The sequence below is a fragment of the Microbacterium sp. A8/3-1 genome (assembly GCF_040267695.1).
In the GTDB taxonomy this organism is placed as follows: domain Bacteria; phylum Actinomycetota; class Actinomycetes; order Actinomycetales; family Microbacteriaceae; genus Microbacterium; species Microbacterium luteolum.
The window spans coordinates 3,521,911-3,540,116 of sequence record NZ_CP158357.1 but is presented as its reverse complement, the minus strand read 5'-3'; the positions used below and the strand labels follow the sequence as shown (position 1 = coordinate 3,540,116).

The following is an 18,206-nucleotide window of genomic DNA, read 5'->3' as shown; positions in this document are numbered from 1 at the left end:
CTCTCCGCCGAGCCGTCCCTTGCTGTACGAACCGGCCCCTTGTGCACGCGCACAAGGGGCCGGTTCGGTCGTAAGGGGGCGGCTCGACAGAGGAGCAGAGCGGGCGTCAGGTCAGACGAGCCTTCGGCGACACCGAGTACGTGTGCTCGGCGTCGCGGTTGACCGCGTCGCCCAGCGCCGTGTCGATCGCGGCGAGGGTGTCGGCGTCGAGCTTCACACCCGAGGCCTTGACCGTCTCGGCGAGCTGCTCCGGGCGAGAGGCTCCGACCAGCGCCGCGGCGATGTTCGGGTTCTGCAGCACCCAGGCGATCGCGAGCTGCGGCATCGACAGGCCCGCCTCGTCGGCGATCGGCTTGAGCCGCTGCACGGCCGTGAGGATGTCGTCCTGCAGGAAGCTCTTGATGAAGTCGGCGCCGCTGTGCGGGTCGGTCGCGCGCGACCCCTCGGGGACCGGCTGACCGGGAAGGTACTTGCCGCTGAGCACGCCCTGCGCCATCGGCGACCAGACGATCTGCGAGATGCCGAGCTCCTCGGATGCCGGGACGACCTTGCCCTCGATGACCCGCCACAGCATCGAGTACTGCGGCTGGTTCGAGATGAGCTGCACGCCCAGCTGCTTCGCGAGCGCGTGTCCCTCGCGCAGCTGCTCGGCCGTCCACTCCGAGACGCCGATGTACAGCGCCTTGCCCTGGCGCACGACGTCGGCGAAGGCCTGGAAGGTCTCCTCGAGCGGCGTCTCGTAGTCGAAGCGGTGCGCCTGGTAGAGGTCGACGTAGTCCGTGCCGAGGCGCTTCAGCGAGCCGTTGATCGACTCGAGGATGTGCTTGCGGCTCAGGCCGGTGTCGTTCGGGCCCTTCGGACCGGTCGGGAAGTAGACCTTGGTGAAGATCTCGAGGCCCTCGCGACGCTGACCCTCGAGAGCCTTGCCGAGCACGACCTCTGCGGCCGTGTTGGCATAGGTGTCTGCCGTGTCGAACGTGGTGATGCCGGCGTCGAGTGCTGCGTGGACCGTCTTGACGGCGGCGTCGTCGCCGACCTGGGAGGCGTGGGTGACCCAGTTGCCGTAGGTGATCTCCGAGACCTTGAGACCGCTGTTTCCGAGATAGCGATAGTTGACCATGCTCCCACGCTAGTCGCTGCCGGACGGCCCGAGGGCGGGATTCCGTGACCGGTCTCAGGCCGGGGCGGTCGAGGTGCGATTCCGCGTTGCCATGGCGATCCCGCCGACGATCACGACGATCGCCGCGCCCGCGCTCACGCCGTACAGCGGCAGCGCCCAGGGCGAGTAGTCGGCACCGCTGATCCCGAACGTGTCGGCGAGGCCCATGCCGGCGGTGAACGAAGCGGCGAAGTACCCGACGACCCCGCACATGAGGAGGGCGAGGAAGGTCATCCCCGGGACGATCGGCGGCGCCTTGGCGATCATCGAGACGACAGCCACCCCGACGGCCAGCGCCACGCCGATCCCGAGGACGAAGAACACCGTCTGGTGCCCCAGACTCTCGTTCGCCGCGGCCATCTCGACGCGGATCTCCTCGAGCGTCATCCTCGGCGCCGCCGCCAACGGGTTCAGCACGAGGATCTGCACAGCGGCGAGCGCGGCATAGGCGCTGACGGCGAGCACGCCCGCGATCGAGATCCAGAGCGTGTGGCGCGGCATCCGTTTCATGCGGTCATCCTAGGAAGCACGCCCGAGAGTCTCCCGATATTCGCGCCATGCCTCCCCGAGCCGGCGGATGCCCTCGGTGAGCACGTCGTCCGGCGCGGTGAACGGGATCCGGATGTGGTCGTCGGAGGAGACGGATGCCGCGAACGCGGCGCTTCCGGCGATCGAGACGCCGTGCGTGGCCGCGATCCTCGCGAGGGCGTCGGCGGAGCCGGCGGGCAGCGCCACCCAGAGCGAGAGGCCGCCACGGGGCGGATCGACCCGCCAGTCGGACAGATGCTCGGCCATCAGACGCTGGAGGAGACCGAGGCGCTCCTGGTGGATGCGGCTGTTCGCACGCCGCAGCTCCTCGGCGTGCGCGATCAGGTCGAGCGCGATGAGCTGCCCCGGCACGCTGGTCGACTGATCGGCGAGCTGCCGTGCGCCGCGCAGCCGCCGCACGAGCACGGGGTCGGCGCGCAGCCATCCGATCCGCAGGCCCGCCCAGGCCCACTTCGACACGGACTCGACGACGATGATCGGCGCATCAGGGCGCTCGGCCGCGAGGGTGGGCGGCACGACGCCGTCGAAGGAGATGCCGGCGACGACGCGGTCCTCGATCACGGGCACGCCGTACAGCGCGGCGAGCTCGGCGATGCGATGACGCGCGGCCGCGGGCAGACGGGTGCCGGTCGGGTTCTGGTGGTGCGGGTTGAGCGCCACGAGGGCGGGCCGCAGCCGGGCCAGCGCCTGTTCGAGCGCGTCGACGTCGAGTCCGTCCGGCCCCATCGGGATGCCGTGCACCGTGCCGCCGCGCAGACCCACCGAGTCGGTCACCCCCGGCCAGGTGATCTCCTCGGCGAGCACGACGTCGCCCGGTCCGACGAGCGCGTTCACGACGAGGCTGATCGCCTGCTGCGCGCCGTGCGTCACGAGGATCTGCTCGGGAGTGGTCGGTGTGCCCTCCGCCCGGTACATCTCCGCGATGAGCTGGCGCAGGATGGGGAGTCCGGCCGGGTCCGTCTCAGGCAGCAGCGCGAGGTCGAGCCGCGGCTGGTGATCGCGGATCAGCTGCACCGCGAGCTCGGGGATCTGCGGGACGGTCCGCAGCAGGTCGATCGCGTTCGGCAGGGCAGAGAACAGCGCTTCGCCGCGACCCGGTCGGTGCACGGGGGCGACGGATGCCGCGGCCCCGGCGATGCGCGTGCCACTGCCCTGTCGCCGCTCGACGAGTCCGCTCTCGGCGAGGTCGGCGTAGGCCGCGACGACGGTGCCCCGGGACACCGAGCTGGCGGCAGCGAGCGCGCGTTCCGCAGGGAGGCGGTCTCCGGGCCGCAGCTCCCCCGTCTCGATCAGGCCGGCGATCCCCCGCGCGAGTCGGCCGGCGAGAGTGCCGTCGCCGTGCGTCCAGCGCCCCAGGCGCCCGGAGAGCCCCTCGGACGACACCTCGCCGGCCCGGACGAGCACGGTGGATGCACCCGTGTCCGATCCGTGGTCCACTGGCGCCGGATTGGCCCTGTGATCGATGCTCATGAGACCCGATTCTGGACCAATGGACACGTTCTTCGCCACCAGGTCACCGGATATCGGTCCAATCGACCCCGATTGGACCATCGACGCGCTCGTCGAATGGCTCAGCGATGACGCCCGTCAGCACGATTCGGCGCTGCGGCTCCCGCTCGCCCGGATCGAAGCAGAGCTCACCGGCGCACGCTGGACGGGGAGCCCCTCGACTGTCGCGCTGATCCGATCCATCGTCGACGCGGTGATCGGCGATCCGACGATCCGCGACATCCGCATCCGTGATCTCGGATACGCCGCCCCGGAGCCCACGGACTCGTCCTCGCCGGAGCAGCTTCTCCAGCTCGCCTGAGCGCCCGCCGGCCTGCCGGAGCTCCCGAATCAGCCGACGGTCGGTCGGACGAGCTGCTCCTGCTCCTCGAGGGTCTGCGCCTGCGCGCGCTTCTCGGCCAGTTCGCGCTCCTGCGCCTCGGCCGCCTCCGCTGCCTCGCGGCGCTCCGCGCGCGTCTGCGGTTCGCCGGAGCCGGCGGCATCCGCCTGCATCCCCTGCGACTGCGTCGTCACGATCTCGGCGCGGTCCCGGAAGCCCTCGGCCGTCACCTTGTCGAGCGCGACCTGCTTGCGGATGGCCGCGGCCTTCTCGTAGAGGTTCGGGTCGCCGTAGCTCGTCAGGACCTTCACCAGCACGGGCAGCAGCTCGATCATGAAGAACAGGGCCGCGATCAGGATGTGCGCCCACAGGATCGTCGGCTCCTTCTCGCTCAGCCGGTTGAGTCCGCTGATCTGGCTCAGCAGGCCGACCGCTCCCGCGTTGCCCTGCGCCACGGCATCCGCTCGCGCGTTGTAGGCGGCGAGAGCCTGGTCATAGGTGTCGCGCGCACCGGGCAGCTGCGACTGCGCCTGCTCACGGTTCTGCGACTCCGACGCCGACGTGTTCTCCTTGGCGGAGGTGCCCGCGGCGGCGAGCTCGTCGTTCGCGGTGCGCAGCTGCGCAGCCAGGGCGTCGTAGGTCTGCTGCGCCTCGGCGAGCTGCGCCTCGGCGGCATCCGAGCTCGCGCCCTCGCCGTTGACTCCGGTGCAGCCGGGGACCGTGCCCGCTCCCTCGCCGGTGAGCTCGCACTGGTACAGGGTGCGGGCCTGGTCGATGACCGCCTGCTGCGCGGTCATCTTGGCGGTGAGGTCGTCGACCTTCGCCTGCGCCGCGGATTCGGTCGCCGACGACGAGTCCGTGCCGGCGACGATGCCCGTCGCGGCCTGGTTCTCCAGCTCGGCGACCCGGTCGGATGCAGCATCCAGAGCGATCTTCTCCGGACCCGACTCGAGGGCCTCCTGGTCGGACTGCGACTGCGTGATGTTGGTCGAGGCGACCTCGCGCGCGATGTCGTTGTGGAAGATCTGCAGCACGAGCGGCTCGGCGACCACGAAGCCGATGATCGCTGCCATGATCACTCGCGGGATAGCGAGGCCGATGAGCTTCCAGACGTTCCGGGTCGACGCCATGGTCGAGGTCAGGAACCGGTCGAGGTTGAAGATGATGAGCGCCCACACGAGCGCGAGCGGGACGGCCAGCCACATCGCCGCCTGCACCCCGGTGGTCAGCGCGAACAGCATGGAGATCGCCGAGACCAGCGCGGTCCCGGCGAGGACGAAGAACATCTGCACGAAGCGCGGGGTCTCGCCGGGGACGCGATCGAGGATCTCGCCCTCCGCGCCACCGAGGATCGCGAGTGTCCTGGCACGGGAACCGGACGTACGCACGCGGCGCGGCTTGCGGACCCGGGGCTTGCGCGCCGGCTTCGGAGCGGGCTCCGACTGCTCCGGTGTCTCCTCCGAGGGCGCGGTGACGGACACCTCGCGGGTGACGTCGTCGGTGCCGGTGGGCTCGAACTCGCGCAGGAAGTCGAAGTCGTCCGTCTCAGCGTTCGGGTCGCTGTCGAGGATGATCCGACCCTGCGAGTCGTAGCGACCCGGTCGATGGGCGGAATAGGGCATCCCGACAATCTACGAAAGGTCGCCTGTGCATCCCGTGGAAGAAGGCTTTGAACGACTCACAGGTTCGGCTCTCCGAGGAGCCGGTCGACGGTCGCGGCATGCGCGGCGACGGCGTCGTCGAGGGTGAAGTGTCCGGCGGCGGCGAGGGTGCCCAGTCCGTGGATCAGCCCCCACAGCGCCAGCCCGTCGGCGGGGGTGTCGAGTCCGGCCGCGGAAGCCGCTTCGGCGAGCGCGTCTTCGAGACCCTGGATGAGCGGCGCCATGGTGGCGGTCGGCGATCCGGGGACGCACACCGTCGGATCGTAGACGGCGTCGAAGGCGTGCGGATGCTCCACCGCGAAGCGGATGTACGCCGAACCGCCCTCGATGAGGCGGTCGCGGGGAGTGCCTGCCGCGACAGAGGCGGCCCGCACCTGCTCGAGCAGGTCGGCCATGCTGCGCTCGGCGATGGCCTTCAGCAGCCCGAGCCGATCGGCGAAGTGGTGATAAGGGGCGTTGTGGCTGACGTTCGCGGCGCGCGCGACCTCGCGCAGGCTGATCTCGGCAGCAGGCATGCGCTCCAGCAGCTGCATCGCGGCATCCTCGAGCGCGCGGGCGAGATCGCCGTGGTGGTAGCCATCCTTCGAACTTGACATGAGCAACATTGTCTCCTATCTTGACAGTGTCCACCAGCTTGACACTGTCCAGATAGGAACCCAGCCATGCCTGCTCTCGTGATCGACGGCCACCCCGACGCCCGCTCCCTGACCGCCGCGCTCGCGCAGCGCTATGCCGAAGGACACGGCGATGCCCGCGTGCTCGCCCTTCGCGACCTCGACTTCGATCCGCATCTGCGCTTCGGGTACCGCGAGCGGATGACGCTCGAGCCCGACCTCGCCGACGCCAAGCGGGCGCTGAGCGAGGCGCACACCGTCGTTGTGACCACGCCCCTGTGGTGGGGTTCGGTGCCCGCCGTTCTGAAGGGATTCTTCGATCGGGCCCTGCTCCCGCAGCAGGAGTACCGCTACACGAAGCTCGGACTCCCGGAAGGGCTGCTTCCCGCACGTCGCGGCCGCCTGCTCCTGCTCGCGGACACCCCGTGGTACGCCGCGCCTGTGACGGGCATCCCCGCGCAGACGCATGTCGCACGCAACACGATGCGCCTGTGCGGCATCCGCTCTGTACGCACGCACCGGATGCTGGGCGTCAAGGACGCGAACGAGGCCAAGGTCACCCGCTGGCTCGAACGCGCCGAGCTCCTGGGCGCCCGCGACGCCCGTCGCTCAGCGCACTGAGCTCCTCAGGCCATTGCGGCCGAGGCCGCTTCGTCCTCGGTCGTCGCGACCAGCTGGCCGCAGGCGCCGTCGATCTCCTTGCCGCGGGTGTCGCGGAGGGTCGTCGGGATGCCGGCGTCGTTGAGCCGACGCACGAACTCGTTCGTGACGTCTCTCTCGGATGCGGTCCAGATCGAGCCGGGAGTCGGGTTCAGCGGGATCGGGTTCACGTGCACCCACCCGCGTCCGCGCTGGTTGAGCTTCTCGGCGAGGAGATCGGCCCGCCACGCGTGATCGTTCATGTCCTTGATGAGCGCGTACTCGATCGATACGCGGCGTCCGGTCTTCTCGTAATACTCGTACGCGGCGTCGAGCGCCTCGTCGACCTTCCACTTCGAGTTCACCGGGATGAGCTCGTCGCGCAGGTGGTCGTCGGGGGCGTGCAGCGAGAGGGCGAAGGTCACCGGGATGCCCTCGTCGGACAGCTTCTTGATCGCCGGGACGAGTCCGACCGTCGACACGGTGATGCCGCGGGCGCTCATGCCGAGGCCGTCGGGCTGCGGGGCGACCATCGACCGCACGGCATCCATGACGCGCTTGTAGTTGGCGAGCGGCTCGCCCATCCCCATGAAGACGATGTTCGAGACGCGCTCCATGCTGTGGTCGTCGGCCTTCTTGCCGCCGAGGCCACCCTCGGCGATCAGGCGGTTCGCGCGCACGATCTGCTCGATGATCTCGGCGGTCGACATGTTGCGGGTCAGGCCCGCCTGCCCGGTCGCGCAGAACGGGCAGTTCATGCCGCAGCCGGCCTGGCTCGACACGCAGAGCGTGATCCGGCCGGGGTAGCGCATCAGCACCGACTCGACGAGCGCGCCGTCGTGCAGGCGCCAGAGGAACTTGATCGTGTCTCCGCGGTCGGTCTCGAGCCGGCGCACCTCGGTGAGCAGCGGCGGCAGCATCCCGGCGACGAGCTGCTCCCGCGTGTCAGCCGGAAGGTCGGTCATCTGCTCGGGATCCGACGTGTAGTGCCGGAAGTAGTGCGTGGAGAGCTGCTTCGCCCGGAAACCGGGGAGCCCGAGCTCCTTGACCTTCTCGATACGCTCGGCCGGCGTGAGGTCGGCGAGGTGCACGGGCGGCTTGCCCCGCTTCGGGCTCGCGAACTGCAGGAGCGGACGCCCCTCGGCATCCTTCTGCTGCGTCCAGCCCTCGGTCGCCGGGCGCACCTGGGCAGGCTTCGTCGAGCGGACCTTGCCCTGAGCGGGTCGACCCTCGGGGGCGGACGCGGATGCTGCGGGGCGCGTCTCGCGCGTGCGGGGGTTCTCGGTCATACCTTCCAGGGTACGCGGTGGCGGGTGGGAAGGCCCTGGGGCGCGGGCCGGGGTCTCCATAGACTGACCCCATGGACATCGTCATCTGGATCATCGGGCTCGTCGCCGCCCTCATCGTGATCGTGGTGATCGTCTCCGCCGCACTCCGGGGCATGCGCCCGAAGCTGCCCGAGCCGCAGGTGTTCACTCCCTCGCCGACGACCGCCCGCTCGCTGCCGGCCTCGTCTGCGGCCACGACCGCCTCGGGCCTCACGCCGCAGGTGGTCGCCGAGATCGACCGGCTCATCGCGGCCGGTCAGAAGATCCACGCCATCAAGATGTTCCGCGACGCCACCGGCGTCGGCCTGAAAGAGGCGAAGGACCGTGTCGAGCACTGGTCCATCAGCACGACAGCCCCGCACCTCGCCGCCCGTTCGAATGCGGCAGCGGCGTACACCTCGATCACCCCGACCGCGCACACCCCCTCCTCGGTCCGCGCGTCGCTGCCGGCATCCGCCGTCTCCGAGATCGACCGGCTGGTCGTCGGCGATCAGCGGATCAACGCGATCAAGGTGCTCCGCGAGCACACCGGTCTGGGCCTCAAGGAGTCCAAGCTCCTGATCGACGCTTGGATCCCCGGCCGCACCCACTGACACGGCTTGTCATTACAGGTCCGCGTCCGCGAGAATGGGCACAACCCACCCCCGAGGAGAACCGATGCCCGACCGTCTCGACCGCGCCCGCACCACCGGCATCCTCGCCGTGCTCCGCGCTCCCTCCCCCGAGCTCGCACTGGAGGCGTCCGAGGCGATCATCCGCGGCGGCGTCACCGGCATCGAGGTGACGTTCTCGACGCCCGAAGCGCCGGCCGTGATCCGCGAGCTCATCGCCCGCCACGGCGACGCCGCGTACATCGGCGCCGGCACCGTGACCACGCCCGAGCAGGCGACCCTCGCGGCCGACGCCGGAGCCGAGTTCCTCGTCAGCCCCGGCACACTCCCCGACCTGACGCGCGCGATGCTCGACACCGGCCGCGTCGTGATGACCGGCGCGATGACGCCGACCGAGGTCATGGGCGCTCTCGCTCTCGGCGTCGATGTCGCCAAGATCTTCCCCGCCTCTCTCGGCGGCCCCTCCTACCTCGGCGCGCTGCGCGGACCGTTCCCCGACGCCCCGCTCATGCCCACCGGCGGGGTGAGCCCCGACAACCTCGCGGCCTGGTTCGCGGCCGGCGCAGTGGCGGTCGGAGCCGGCGGCGACCTGGCGAACGGCGCGTCGATCGCGGCATCCGACTGGGCGGACATCGAGCAGCGCGCGGCACGGTTCGCGGCAGCACTCGCCGCCGTGCGCGGCTGACGAGCTCGCCGAATACACATTCGGGCGCATCCAGCTTCATTTGGTATACCAGAATGATGAAGAGACGAATGCTGCTCGCGGTGACCATGGCGGTCGGCATGGCACTGACCACCACGGCATGCACCGTCTCTGCTGATCCGCCGCCGTCTTCCGAGGAGTCCTCCGTGCCCGATGCCACCCGTGACCTGCTCGATGCCGCCGGCACCGCCGACGCCGACGCCGTCGCGAAGGCGCTCGATGCCGGCGCCGACATCGAGGCGCGGGACGAGAGCGGGATGACGGCGCTCGTGATCGCCACGAAGGCGAACAACGTCGACGCCGCGCGGGTTCTCATCGAGGCCGGCGCCGACGTGAACGCGAAAGACGACATCCAGGACTCCGCCTATCTCTACGCGGGAGCTCGCGGTCACGACGAGATCCTCCGCCTCACCCTCGACAACGGCGCCGACCTGACGAGCACGAACCGCTTCGGCGGCACGGCACTGATTCCGGCATCCGAGCGCGGTCTGCTCGCCACCGTCCGGACGCTGCTGCAGGCGGGCGTCGACCCGGACCACGTGAACGACCTGAACTGGACGGCCCTGCACGAGGCGATCGTGCTCGGCGACGGGTCGCGCGCATACGTCGACGTGGTGCGTGCACTGATCGACGGCGGCGCGGACGTGACGATCCCGGACGGCGACGGCATCCTCCCCCGTGAGCTCGCCGCGAGCCGGGGCTACGACGCGATCGTCGCCGAGCTCGACCGATGATCGACCTCGATCCGTGGGCATGGGCGGCCCTCGCCGTCGCCGCCATCACGATCGGCATCTCGAAGACCGCGATCCCGGGAGGCAACATCCTGGCGATCGCACTTTTCGCCGCCGTGCTGCCCGCCCGTACCTCGACGGCGGCGATGCTGCTCCTGCTCATGGTCGGCGACGTGTTCGCGTTGATCGCGTACCGCCGTCATGCGCACTGGCCGACGCTGCTGCGTCTCGCGCCCGCCGTGATCGCGGGGCTGCTGGTCGGCTTCGCGTTCCTGGCGCTCGCCGGCGACGGGATCGTCCGGCGCGCGATCGGCGTGATCCTGCTGCTCATGATCGCCGTGACACTGTGGCGCCGGTGGCGGCAGGACAAGACGGATGCCACGGCACCCGCGCCCGGCGGCATCCTGCTCTCCGGCGTCTACGGCACGATGGGCGGCTTCACCACCATGGTCGCCAACGCGGGCGGGCCCGTGATGTCGATGTACTTCCTCGCCACGCGCACGCCCGTGCAGGTCTTCCTCGGCACCTCGGCCTGGTTCTTCGCCATCATCAACCTGGTGAAGGTGCCGTTCCTCGCCGGGCTCGGACTGTTCCACGGCCCCGTGCTGCTGATGGACGCCGTGCTCGCGCCGCTGGTCGTGATCGGCGCCCTCGCCGGCATCCGTCTCGCGAAGCGCATGGACCAGCGCCTGTTCGACCGCATCGTGATCGTGCTCACCGTCGTGGGTGCGGTGTACCTGCTGTTCTGACGGGCGCGCGTCGGACGAGCCCCTTCGACAAGCTCAGGGACCCATCCGCCTGGGTCGCTGAGCCCGTCGAAGCGCGCGGCACCCATAGTTGGGTCGCTGAGCCTGTCGAAGCGTGCTGAGCTCCCTCAGTCGAGGAAGATGTCCGGGAACAGCGCCGAGTCGGGCGTCCCCGGGATCGCGGCGTAGCCCGAGAAGTCGGTCACGCCGTCCGCCTCGAGCACATCCTCGACGATGAGCGTCTGCCCGGTGTACGACGCGGCGGGCTTGAGCAGCACCGCGTAGGCGGCATCCGCGTAGACATCGGCCGTGCGGCTCGCCGCCATGACCTTGTCGCCCCCGAGGAGGTTCTGCACCGCGGCGGTCGCGATCGTCGTGCGCGGCCAGAGCGTGTTGGCGGCGATGCCGTCGCGCGCGAACTCCGCGGCGAGGCCGAGCGTCACCATCGTCATGCCGAACTTCGCGAGCGTGTACCCGGTGTGCGCGCCGAGCCACTTCGGCGTCGGGTTGAGGGGCGGCGAGAGCGACAGGATGTGCGGGTTCTCGGCATCCTTGAGGATCGGGACAGCAGCACGCGAGAGCATGAACGTTCCGCGCACGTTGACGTCCTGCATGAGGTCGTACTTCTTGGCGCCGAGCTCGAGCGAGCGCGACAGGTCGATCACGCTGGCGTTGTTGATCACGATGTCGATGCCACCGAACTCGCCCTGCGTCTTCAGGACGGCCTCGGTGATGTCGTCGTCGTCGCGCACGTCGCCGACGATCGGCAGCGCCTGACCGCCCGCGGCCCGGATCTGCTCTGCGGCCGAGTGGACGGTGCCCTCGAGCTTCGGATGCGGGGTGTCGGTCTTCGCCAGCATCGCGATGTTCGCGCCGTCTCGCGCCGCACGCAGCGCGATCGCGAGGCCGATGCCGCGGCTTCCGCCCGACATCAGGATGGTCTTGCCTGCCAGTGTGCTCATGTCGTTCCTTCTCTGAGGTCGTTCCGGTCGCAGTTCATGCCGCCCGCGCGCCGCGGAGGCGACGGAAAGTGCGACCGGAGCGGAATCGGGATGCCGGTCGTCTACTTCGGCGCCATGCGGATGGCGCCGTCGAGACGGATGGTCTCGCCGTTGAGGTAGCCGTTGTCGACGATGTGCTCCACCAGCGCGGCGTACTCGTCGGGACGGCCGAGGCGCGACGGGAACGGCACCTGCTGACCGAGCGAATCCTGCGCCGCCTGCGGCAGCCCCATCAGCATCGGCGTCTCCATGATGCCGGGGGCGATCGTGCACACGCGGATGCCGTAGCGGGCGAGCTCGCGGGCGACCGGCAACGTCATGGCGTGCACGCCGCCCTTGGACGCGGAGTAGGCGGGCTGGCCGATCTGGCCGTCGAAGGCCGCGACGCTCGCGGTGTTCACGATGACGCCGCGATCACCGCTCTCGGTGGGCTCGTTCTTCGCGATGACGGCAGCGGCCTGCGAGGTGACGTTGAACGTGCCGACGAGGTTGATGCGGACCACGCGCTCGAAGTCGGCGAGGACGGCCGGGTTCCCCTCGCGGTCGAGCACCTTGGCGGGCGGGGCGATCCCCGCGCAGTTCACCACGACGCGCAACGGTGCGGCAGCCTGGGCTGCGGCGACGGCATCCCGGACCTCGTCGGCGCTGGTGACGTCGGCCGGCACGAAGAGCCCGCCGAGCTCCTCGGCGATCTCCGCACCCTTCGACGAGGCGAGGTCGACGATGGTGACGTGCGCCCCCGCCGACGTGAGCCGTCGTGCTGTGGCGAGTCCGAGCCCGGACGCTCCTCCGGTGATGAGAGCACCCTGTCCGCTGACCTGCATCTGTTCTCCTTCGAACCTGTGCGACTGCTGCTTCTGAAACGCAGTCTCAGCCTACGTGGTTCTCCGTGCAGTCACGAAGCCGGGCCCGGCCATCGCATCCTGCGTCAGGATGGAGGTATGTCATTTCCCACCGAACAGGTCGCCGTTCCCGAGAAGGTCCGCCAGCTCGCGCGTGGTGCCGACCTGGTCTGCGTCTGGGACAACGATTATGGCGGGCTCACCTTCCGAGCGACAGATGCGGGCGAACCGTTCTACATCAAGTGGGGTCCGCGCAACCTCGAGTTCAGTCTGCAGGACGAGGCCGAGCGGATGGCCTGGGCCTCCCGCTGGATCGCCGTGCCGACCGTGCTCGAGCAGGGCCAGGACGACACGCACGAGTGGCTGGTGACCGCGGCGATCGACGGCCTCAGCGCCGTGGACCCGCGGTGGGTGGCCGAGCCCGCGATCGCCGTGCGCGCTGTCGGCGAGGCCCTGCGGGCGATGCACGACGCCCTCCCTGTCGACGAGTGCCCCTGGGAGTGGAGCATCGCCTCCCGCATCGCGAACGCCGAACGCCGGGGAATCGAGGTGCCGGATGAGCTGCGTACCGCTCCGCCCGTCGATCGCCTCGTCGTCAGCCACGGCGACGCCTGCTGCCCGAACACTCTCGTCGGCAACGACGGGCGCTGGATCGCCCACGTCGATCTCGCGCTGCTCGGGACCGCCGACCGCTGGGCCGACATCGCGGTCGCATCGATGAGCACCGAATGGAACTACGGCACCGGCTGGGAGGACGCGCTCATCGAGGCCTACGGCATCGAACCCGACCGTGAGCGCCTCGCCTACTACCGGGATCTCTGGAACGCGACCTGACGTCGGCTCCGCTCAGCTCCAGACGAAGCGGAAGGTGCCGAGGATCACGGCGGCGGCGAGCGCGAGCGCCATGATCGCGAGGCCGCCGAGCACGGCGATCGCATCCCGCGGATGGAGGCGGGACGGCCGTGACCAGGTGCGGGGGATGCCGGAGCCGAAGCCCCGAGCCTCCATCGCCAGCGCGAGCTTCGAGCCGCGGCGCACGGCGAACACGAGCAGCACGAAGGCCATTGAGAAGAACCGTCGCAGGGCGCCGCTGTCGCCGACGCCGCGCGCCCGGCGGGCGAGACCCATGGTCCGCCAGTCGTCGAGGAAGAGTCCGAGCATCCGCGTGCCGGCGAGGATGCCGAGCACGAAGCGGCTCGGCAGCTTCGCGACCTGCGAGAGCGCATCAGCGAGCTCCGTCGGATCCGTCCCGCCGAACAGCAGGATCGTCGGGAGCCCGAGGGCGATCACGCGCAGACTGACCGCGATCGCGAGGACGATCGAGCCCTCGCTGATGGTCGCGAAGCCGAAGGTCCAGTAAATGCGACCGGCCGGCTCGGCGTAGAGCAGCATGCTGATGCCGGCGATCGGAGCGAAGATCATGATCGGCAGCAGGCGCTTCAGCACGGTCGGGAGACGCAGCCCGGTCAGCGGAAGGCACAGGAGCTGCAGGCCGATCGCGACCAGCGCGCTCGTCACGTCGATCGACGCGAACAGTGGTACGGACAGCAGTACGGCGAGCAGCAGCTTGGTCACCGGGTTGACGCCGTCGAGCCACGCCGTCCTGGCAGTCTCCGTCGTGGTCACGACACGGCTCCCAGCTCGATCCGGTGTCCGCCGAGGTGCCGGATCACCGCATCGTCGTGGGTGACCGCGACGATCGAGCGGCCGCGCGCGATCTCCTCCTGCAGCAGGGCGACCAGGGAGATCCACCCGCGGCGGTCCTGCCCGAAGGTCGGCTCGTCGAGCACGATCACCTCGGGCGCCCCCGCGAGCACGGTCGCCACCGAGAGGCGCCTCTTCTGCCCGCCCGAGAGCGAGAACGGATTGGCCAGCGCGAGAGGCGCGAGGCCGAGCCGCTCCAGGAGTTCGTCGACGACGGCATCCGTCCGCTTCTGCGTCCACCCGAGCGCACGCGGTCCGACGGCGAGCTCGTCGCGCAGGGTCTGCGCGAGGAACTGGTGCTCGGGTTCCTGGAACACCATGCCGATACGGGTGAGCAGCTCGCGCGAGGTCCAGCGGATGGGACGGACCCCGCGTCGCCCGGCGAGTTCGGGAGCGGCGCGCACCTCACCGTCGTGCTCGGGGATGAGACCGGCGAGGGTGAGCGCGAGCGTCGACTTGCCCGCGCCGTTCGGTCCGGTGATCACGGTCGCGTTCGCACGCGGAACATGGAGCTCGAGCCCTGCCTGCACCACCACGCCGGGTTCCCTGGCGACCGCGAGCCCGGATGCCGAGAGCGCGTCGGATGCCGTCACGTGCTGCAGCACGGGAAGGTCGATGCCGCGGTCGGGCACCCACACTCCGGCGTCGGCGAGCGCGGCTCCGTGATCGGCGAACACCTGATGCGGCGGGCCGTCCGCGAGCAGGCCCCCGTCGGCTGCGAGCACGATCACCCGTGACATCAGGTCGACCCAGACAGGGGTGCGGTGCTCGACCACGATCAGCGTCGCGCCGGTCGTGGCGACAGCGCGCTCGACGCTCGCCCGCACCTCGTGCACCCCCTCGGGGTCGAGGTTCGCGGTGGGTTCATCGAGCAGGAGGAGTCCGGGGCGCATGGCCAGCACGCCGGCCAGCACGAGCCGCTGCTTCTGCCCGCCCGACAGCGCCTTCGTCGCGCGGTGAAGCGGAACATCGAGGCCCACGGCATCCATCGCCTCGGCGACCCGGCCGGGGATCTCGGATGCCGCGACACCGAGGTTCTCGCAGCCGAAGGCGATGTCGTCGCCCACTTTGGACAGCACGATCCCGGCGTCCGGATCCTGGAGCACCAGGCCGACCTGTCCGCGCCGCGATTCGGGAGCGGCCCCGTCGATGAGCAGGGAACCGTTGCGCTCGCCTTCGTCGGCATCTCCGAGCACGCCGGCGAGTCCGGCGAGCAGCGTCGACTTCCCGGCACCGGAGGCACCGAGGAGGAGGACGCGCTCGCCCGGCTCGATCGTGAAGCTCACGTCGGTGACCGCCGGACGCTTACGACCGGCGTACCGCCACCCCCAGCCCGCGGCCTGCACGCGGGCCGGGGCGGCGACACTCACGCTCAGACCTCGCGCACGTGCTCTCGCCCGACGGCGAAGCGGCTCAGGGCACCGGTCACCGCCAGAGCGCGCACGAGCAGCCAGCCGAGCACACCCGCGAGGATCGCTCCCGACACGACGACGCTGACCAGGTAGATCGTGTTGAACTCGAACGACTTCAGGATGTTCGGCGAGCTGCCGTAGAAGAGCTCGAACACCCATGCGGCGGCGGCCGCACCCATGCCGGCGAGCGCGGCGACGACGATACCGAAGCGACGGTAGAAGAACAGGGCGAAGATGATCTCCGCGCCGAGCCCCTGGACGAGTCCGGAGAGGACGGTGGAGATGCCCCAGACGTTGCCGATCAGCATCGAGACGATCGCGGCGACGAGCTCGACGACCAGGGCGGCACCGGGCTTGCGGATCACGAGTCCGCCGACGACTCCGCCGAGCAGCCAGATGCCGACGGCGATGCCGCCGAGGCCCGGTGTCAGGGCGTCGGCCGCACCGAACCAGGCGTAGCCGATCGTGTTCCAGCCCCAGAAGACCAGGCCGATCGCGACGCCGAGGACGGCGGCCACGACGATGTCGACGACGCGCCAGCGGTAGAGGCCTGCGGCGGGTGTCTGACCCTGCGTCTTCGTGGACGCGGATGTGGACGTGGACGTACTCATCTGAACTCCTCCCTGCGCTGGCATGACCCAGATCAGGTTCGACGGTCGAAGCGCGATTCGCTCCCTCTCAGCCCGGCTCGCCGGACTCCCGTGGTTGTGCTGACGATCCTACCGCGTCCCGACACTCTGTTTCCTCGGGGGCGCTCCGCCGCGATCGCCGCCGGGATTGGGTACCGTAAACGAGTGACCCCTTCTGATCCCGCCGACGAGGCGACGGGCGTCCTGGGCGATGGCGTCCCCACGGACGCCTCCCCCGACGCCGATCGCGCCGCGTTCCCGTTCGGGACGGATGCCGCCACGCGCACGCCGGACCAGGCCTCGGCCTTCGCGACCGACGCCCTGTTCGCCGGGGACGCTCCGCCGCCGTCGTCGACGCACACCTCGCCCCTTGCGGCCTCTGCCGTCGCGGTCGATGCCCTGTTCACCGCGGATGCGTCGCGTCCGCGGACCAGCTCCACCGAGGCCGACGCCGAGGTCGCATCCACCGAAACCGCAGCCGCCGAGAACGTCGCGGCCGCCGAGGTCACGGCCGCCGAGAACGTCGCGGCCGACAGCACTGTCGCTGTTGCGGAACCGCCCCTCTTCAAGCCGCGCGTCGATGCGCCGACGACGACGCTCCCTGCCGAGACCGCGACAGTGCCGGAGCCTCCCGCGCAGTGGGCCGATGAGGCTGCCACCGCCACGGCCCTGACCTGGGTCGACAGTTCCGCCGTCGCGCAGCATACGACCGTGGCGACGCTCGACGAGGACGCCGAGGACGAGCAGGCGGACGGGCTGCTGCGGGACGCCAACCTGCGGCCTGCGATCGCACGTCCCGGACTGCTGGTGCCGCTCGGAGTGCTCGCCGGGGTGATCGCCGCATATGCGGGAACGACGCTGCTCTGGCCGCTGCACGAGGTTCCTCCCACGGTGCAGGCGATCGAGTTCGACACCATCCCCGCCCCGGCAGCGACTCTCACCTGGCCGGCGCAGGGCAGCGCGGCCGTCGGCGTCGCCGGTGTGAGCTCCGCCGCTTCCACTCCCGATGCTGCGAGCATCGCGAGCATCACGAAGGTCGTCACCAGTCTGATGGTGCTGGATCGGATGCCGCTCGCCGTGGGCGAGCAGGGTCCGGAGTTCTCCTTCGACAGCGACGACGAGGACGAGTACTGGGAGTACCGCAGCTCGGATCAGTCGGCCCTGGATGTGCCGGTCGACGGCGTGCTGACCGAGTATCAGATGCTGCAGGGCACGCTGATGGGCTCCGCGAACAACTACATCGACCGCCTCGCCTCCGAGATCTGGGGATCGGACGAGCAGTTCGCGAATGCCGCGGCCGTGTGGTTGCGTGAGCGCGGGCTCGGCGGCATCACCGTGGTCACGCCCTCGGGTTTCGACGAGGGCAATGTGGCGACCCCTGATGCCCTGCTCAAGCTCGGCGAGTGGGCGATGAAGAACCCCGTCTTCGCGGAGATCGTCGGCACGCCGTCGGTCGACCTGCCGGGTGCCGGCACGGTGATCAACACGAACGGGATGCTCGTCGACCCCGGTGTCGTGGGCATCAAGACCGGATCGCTGGTCGGTTGGAACCTGCTGACGGCGAAGGAGCTGGCGATCGGCGACACCACCGTGCATCTGTACGCCGCGGTGCTGAATCAGGCCGACGACGAGCAGCGCCTCGCCGCGACGCGCGCGCTCTTCGCCGAGACCGAGGCCGCACTGCAGACTCAGGCACCGGCGGTCGAGAAGGGCACGGTCGTCGGAGAGGTGACCACGCTCTGGGGCGAGAAGGTCGAGGTCGTCACCGACGATGACGCCCACGTCGTGCTCTGGAACGGGGCGCTCTCGACAGCGACCGCGGAATTCGACCTGGGCGACGAGCGCGAGGACAACGGCACCGTGGGAACACTGACCACATCGGGCCCCGTCGACTCCGTCACGACGCCGCTCGTGCTCGCGGAGGACATCGAGGGACCGAGTCCCTGGTGGCGGCTGACGCACCCGCTCCAACTGCTCGGCATCCACTCGGACAAGCCCTGAGCGGCCCTCCCGTCCTGACCTGCTTGTCACAGCACGACGCCCCACCCC

The 18,206-nt window shown here is 70.1% G+C and carries 19 protein-coding genes and 1 riboswitch; of the genes, 8 read left to right on the top strand and 11 right to left on the bottom strand.

What is annotated here, in order from left to right:
• Nucleotides 1-106: 106 nt before the first annotated feature.
• The 3 genes from ABS642_RS17345 to ABS642_RS17335 are packed head-to-tail and all read right to left on the bottom strand — an operon-like array spanning nucleotide 107 to nucleotide 3,178.
• On the bottom strand, nucleotides 107-1,120 hold the full coding sequence (locus tag ABS642_RS17345) for an aldo/keto reductase family protein (RefSeq protein ID WP_282215779.1): 1,014 nt from the start codon (nucleotides 1,118-1,120) through the stop codon (nucleotides 107-109).
• 54 nt (nucleotides 1,121-1,174) lie between these two features.
• Nucleotides 1,175-1,669: a hypothetical protein gene (locus ABS642_RS17340; protein ID WP_350351094.1), complete on the bottom strand. Its 495-nt coding sequence runs from the start codon at nucleotides 1,667-1,669 to the stop codon at nucleotides 1,175-1,177.
• A gap of 9 nt (nucleotides 1,670-1,678) precedes the next feature.
• Nucleotides 1,679-3,178, bottom strand: a complete 1,500-nt coding sequence (locus tag ABS642_RS17335; RefSeq protein WP_350351093.1) for a PLP-dependent aminotransferase family protein — start codon at nucleotides 3,176-3,178, stop codon at nucleotides 1,679-1,681.
• 19 nt (nucleotides 3,179-3,197) lie between these two features.
• On the opposite strand from ABS642_RS17335, the gene ABS642_RS17330 reads away from it, so the two are divergent.
• Nucleotides 3,198-3,518, top strand: coding sequence for a hypothetical protein (locus ABS642_RS17330; RefSeq protein ID WP_350351092.1), 321 nt, complete (start codon nucleotides 3,198-3,200; stop codon nucleotides 3,516-3,518).
• A gap of 29 nt (nucleotides 3,519-3,547) precedes the next feature.
• Here the strand turns inward: ABS642_RS17330 and ABS642_RS17325 are convergent, their stop codons facing one another.
• The gene (locus ABS642_RS17325) at nucleotides 3,548-5,158 is read right to left on the bottom strand and encodes a DUF4407 domain-containing protein (protein ID WP_350351091.1); all 1,611 of its coding nucleotides are present in this window, start codon (nucleotides 5,156-5,158) and stop codon (nucleotides 3,548-3,550) included.
• A gap of 56 nt (nucleotides 5,159-5,214) precedes the next feature.
• Nucleotides 5,215-5,793, bottom strand: coding sequence for a TetR/AcrR family transcriptional regulator (locus tag ABS642_RS17320; RefSeq protein WP_350351090.1), 579 nt, complete (start codon nucleotides 5,791-5,793; stop codon nucleotides 5,215-5,217).
• A 66-nt stretch (nucleotides 5,794-5,859) separates the two neighbouring features.
• On the opposite strand from ABS642_RS17320, the gene ABS642_RS17315 reads away from it, so the two are divergent.
• Complete coding sequence (locus tag ABS642_RS17315; RefSeq protein WP_350351089.1) at nucleotides 5,860-6,432, top strand: NAD(P)H-dependent oxidoreductase; 573 nt, start codon at nucleotides 5,860-5,862, stop codon at nucleotides 6,430-6,432.
• A 5-nt stretch (nucleotides 6,433-6,437) separates the two neighbouring features.
• Here the strand turns inward: ABS642_RS17315 and rlmN are convergent, their stop codons facing one another.
• A complete protein-coding gene (rlmN, locus tag ABS642_RS17310; RefSeq protein ID WP_350351088.1) occupies nucleotides 6,438-7,739 on the bottom strand; it encodes a 23S rRNA (adenine(2503)-C(2))-methyltransferase RlmN in 1,302 nt (433 codons plus the stop codon).
• A gap of 71 nt (nucleotides 7,740-7,810) precedes the next feature.
• On the opposite strand from rlmN, the gene ABS642_RS17305 reads away from it, so the two are divergent.
• The 4 genes from ABS642_RS17305 (at nucleotide 7,811) to ABS642_RS17290 (ending at nucleotide 10,572) form a co-directional block, all read left to right on the top strand.
• Nucleotides 7,811-8,371 (top strand): ribosomal protein L7/L12, encoded by a 561-nt coding sequence (locus ABS642_RS17305; RefSeq protein WP_350351087.1) that lies wholly within the window; start codon nucleotides 7,811-7,813, stop codon nucleotides 8,369-8,371.
• Nucleotides 8,372-8,435: 64 nt separating this feature from the next.
• Nucleotides 8,436-9,074 (top strand): bifunctional 4-hydroxy-2-oxoglutarate aldolase/2-dehydro-3-deoxy-phosphogluconate aldolase, encoded by a 639-nt coding sequence (locus ABS642_RS17300; RefSeq protein ID WP_350351086.1) that lies wholly within the window; start codon nucleotides 8,436-8,438, stop codon nucleotides 9,072-9,074.
• Between the two features lie 56 nt (nucleotides 9,075-9,130).
• On the top strand, nucleotides 9,131-9,826 hold the full coding sequence (locus tag ABS642_RS17295) for an ankyrin repeat domain-containing protein (RefSeq protein ID WP_344709415.1): 696 nt from the start codon (nucleotides 9,131-9,133) through the stop codon (nucleotides 9,824-9,826).
• Nucleotides 9,823-10,572: a sulfite exporter TauE/SafE family protein gene (locus tag ABS642_RS17290; RefSeq protein WP_350351085.1), complete on the top strand. Its 750-nt coding sequence runs from the start codon at nucleotides 9,823-9,825 to the stop codon at nucleotides 10,570-10,572. Before ABS642_RS17295 ends, ABS642_RS17290 begins: the two co-directional genes overlap by 4 nt.
• A gap of 125 nt (nucleotides 10,573-10,697) precedes the next feature.
• Here the strand turns inward: ABS642_RS17290 and ABS642_RS17285 are convergent, their stop codons facing one another.
• Together ABS642_RS17285 and ABS642_RS17280 are read right to left on the bottom strand one after the other, a co-directional pair.
• On the bottom strand, nucleotides 10,698-11,531 hold the full coding sequence (locus ABS642_RS17285) for an NAD(P)-dependent oxidoreductase (RefSeq protein ID WP_282215767.1): 834 nt from the start codon (nucleotides 11,529-11,531) through the stop codon (nucleotides 10,698-10,700).
• Between the two features lie 101 nt (nucleotides 11,532-11,632).
• Entirely contained in the window at nucleotides 11,633-12,394 is a 762-nt protein-coding gene (locus tag ABS642_RS17280; protein ID WP_350351084.1) for an SDR family NAD(P)-dependent oxidoreductase, read from the bottom strand.
• 117 nt (nucleotides 12,395-12,511) lie between these two features.
• Here ABS642_RS17280 and ABS642_RS17275 point away from each other — a divergent pair, with 117 nt between their 5' ends.
• On the top strand, nucleotides 12,512-13,246 hold the full coding sequence (locus ABS642_RS17275; protein WP_350351083.1) for an aminoglycoside 3'-phosphotransferase: 735 nt from the start codon (nucleotides 12,512-12,514) through the stop codon (nucleotides 13,244-13,246).
• Between the two features lie 12 nt (nucleotides 13,247-13,258).
• Here ABS642_RS17275 and ABS642_RS17270 read toward each other — a convergent pair whose 3' ends face one another.
• The 3 genes from ABS642_RS17270 to ABS642_RS17260 all read right to left on the bottom strand — a co-directional run bounded on the left by ABS642_RS17270 (nucleotide 13,259) and on the right by ABS642_RS17260 (nucleotide 16,139).
• Nucleotides 13,259-14,038: an energy-coupling factor transporter transmembrane component T gene (locus ABS642_RS17270; protein ID WP_350351082.1), complete on the bottom strand. Its 780-nt coding sequence runs from the start codon at nucleotides 14,036-14,038 to the stop codon at nucleotides 13,259-13,261.
• Nucleotides 14,035-15,492 (bottom strand): ATP-binding cassette domain-containing protein, encoded by a 1,458-nt coding sequence (locus tag ABS642_RS17265; protein WP_350353458.1) that lies wholly within the window; start codon nucleotides 15,490-15,492, stop codon nucleotides 14,035-14,037. Before ABS642_RS17265 ends, ABS642_RS17270 begins: the two co-directional genes overlap by 4 nt.
• Nucleotides 15,489-16,139, bottom strand: coding sequence for an ECF transporter S component (locus tag ABS642_RS17260; protein WP_282215762.1), 651 nt, complete (start codon nucleotides 16,137-16,139; stop codon nucleotides 15,489-15,491). Before ABS642_RS17260 ends, ABS642_RS17265 begins: the two co-directional genes overlap by 4 nt.
• A riboswitch (TPP riboswitch) is annotated at nucleotides 16,130-16,241 on the bottom strand. It overlaps the preceding gene by 10 nt.
• 81 nt (nucleotides 16,242-16,322) lie before the next feature.
• Between ABS642_RS17260 and ABS642_RS17255 the strand changes: the two genes are divergently transcribed.
• Entirely contained in the window at nucleotides 16,323-18,158 is a 1,836-nt protein-coding gene (locus tag ABS642_RS17255) for a D-alanyl-D-alanine carboxypeptidase (RefSeq protein ID WP_350351081.1), read from the top strand.
• The last annotated feature ends 48 nt before the right edge of the window (nucleotides 18,159-18,206 follow it).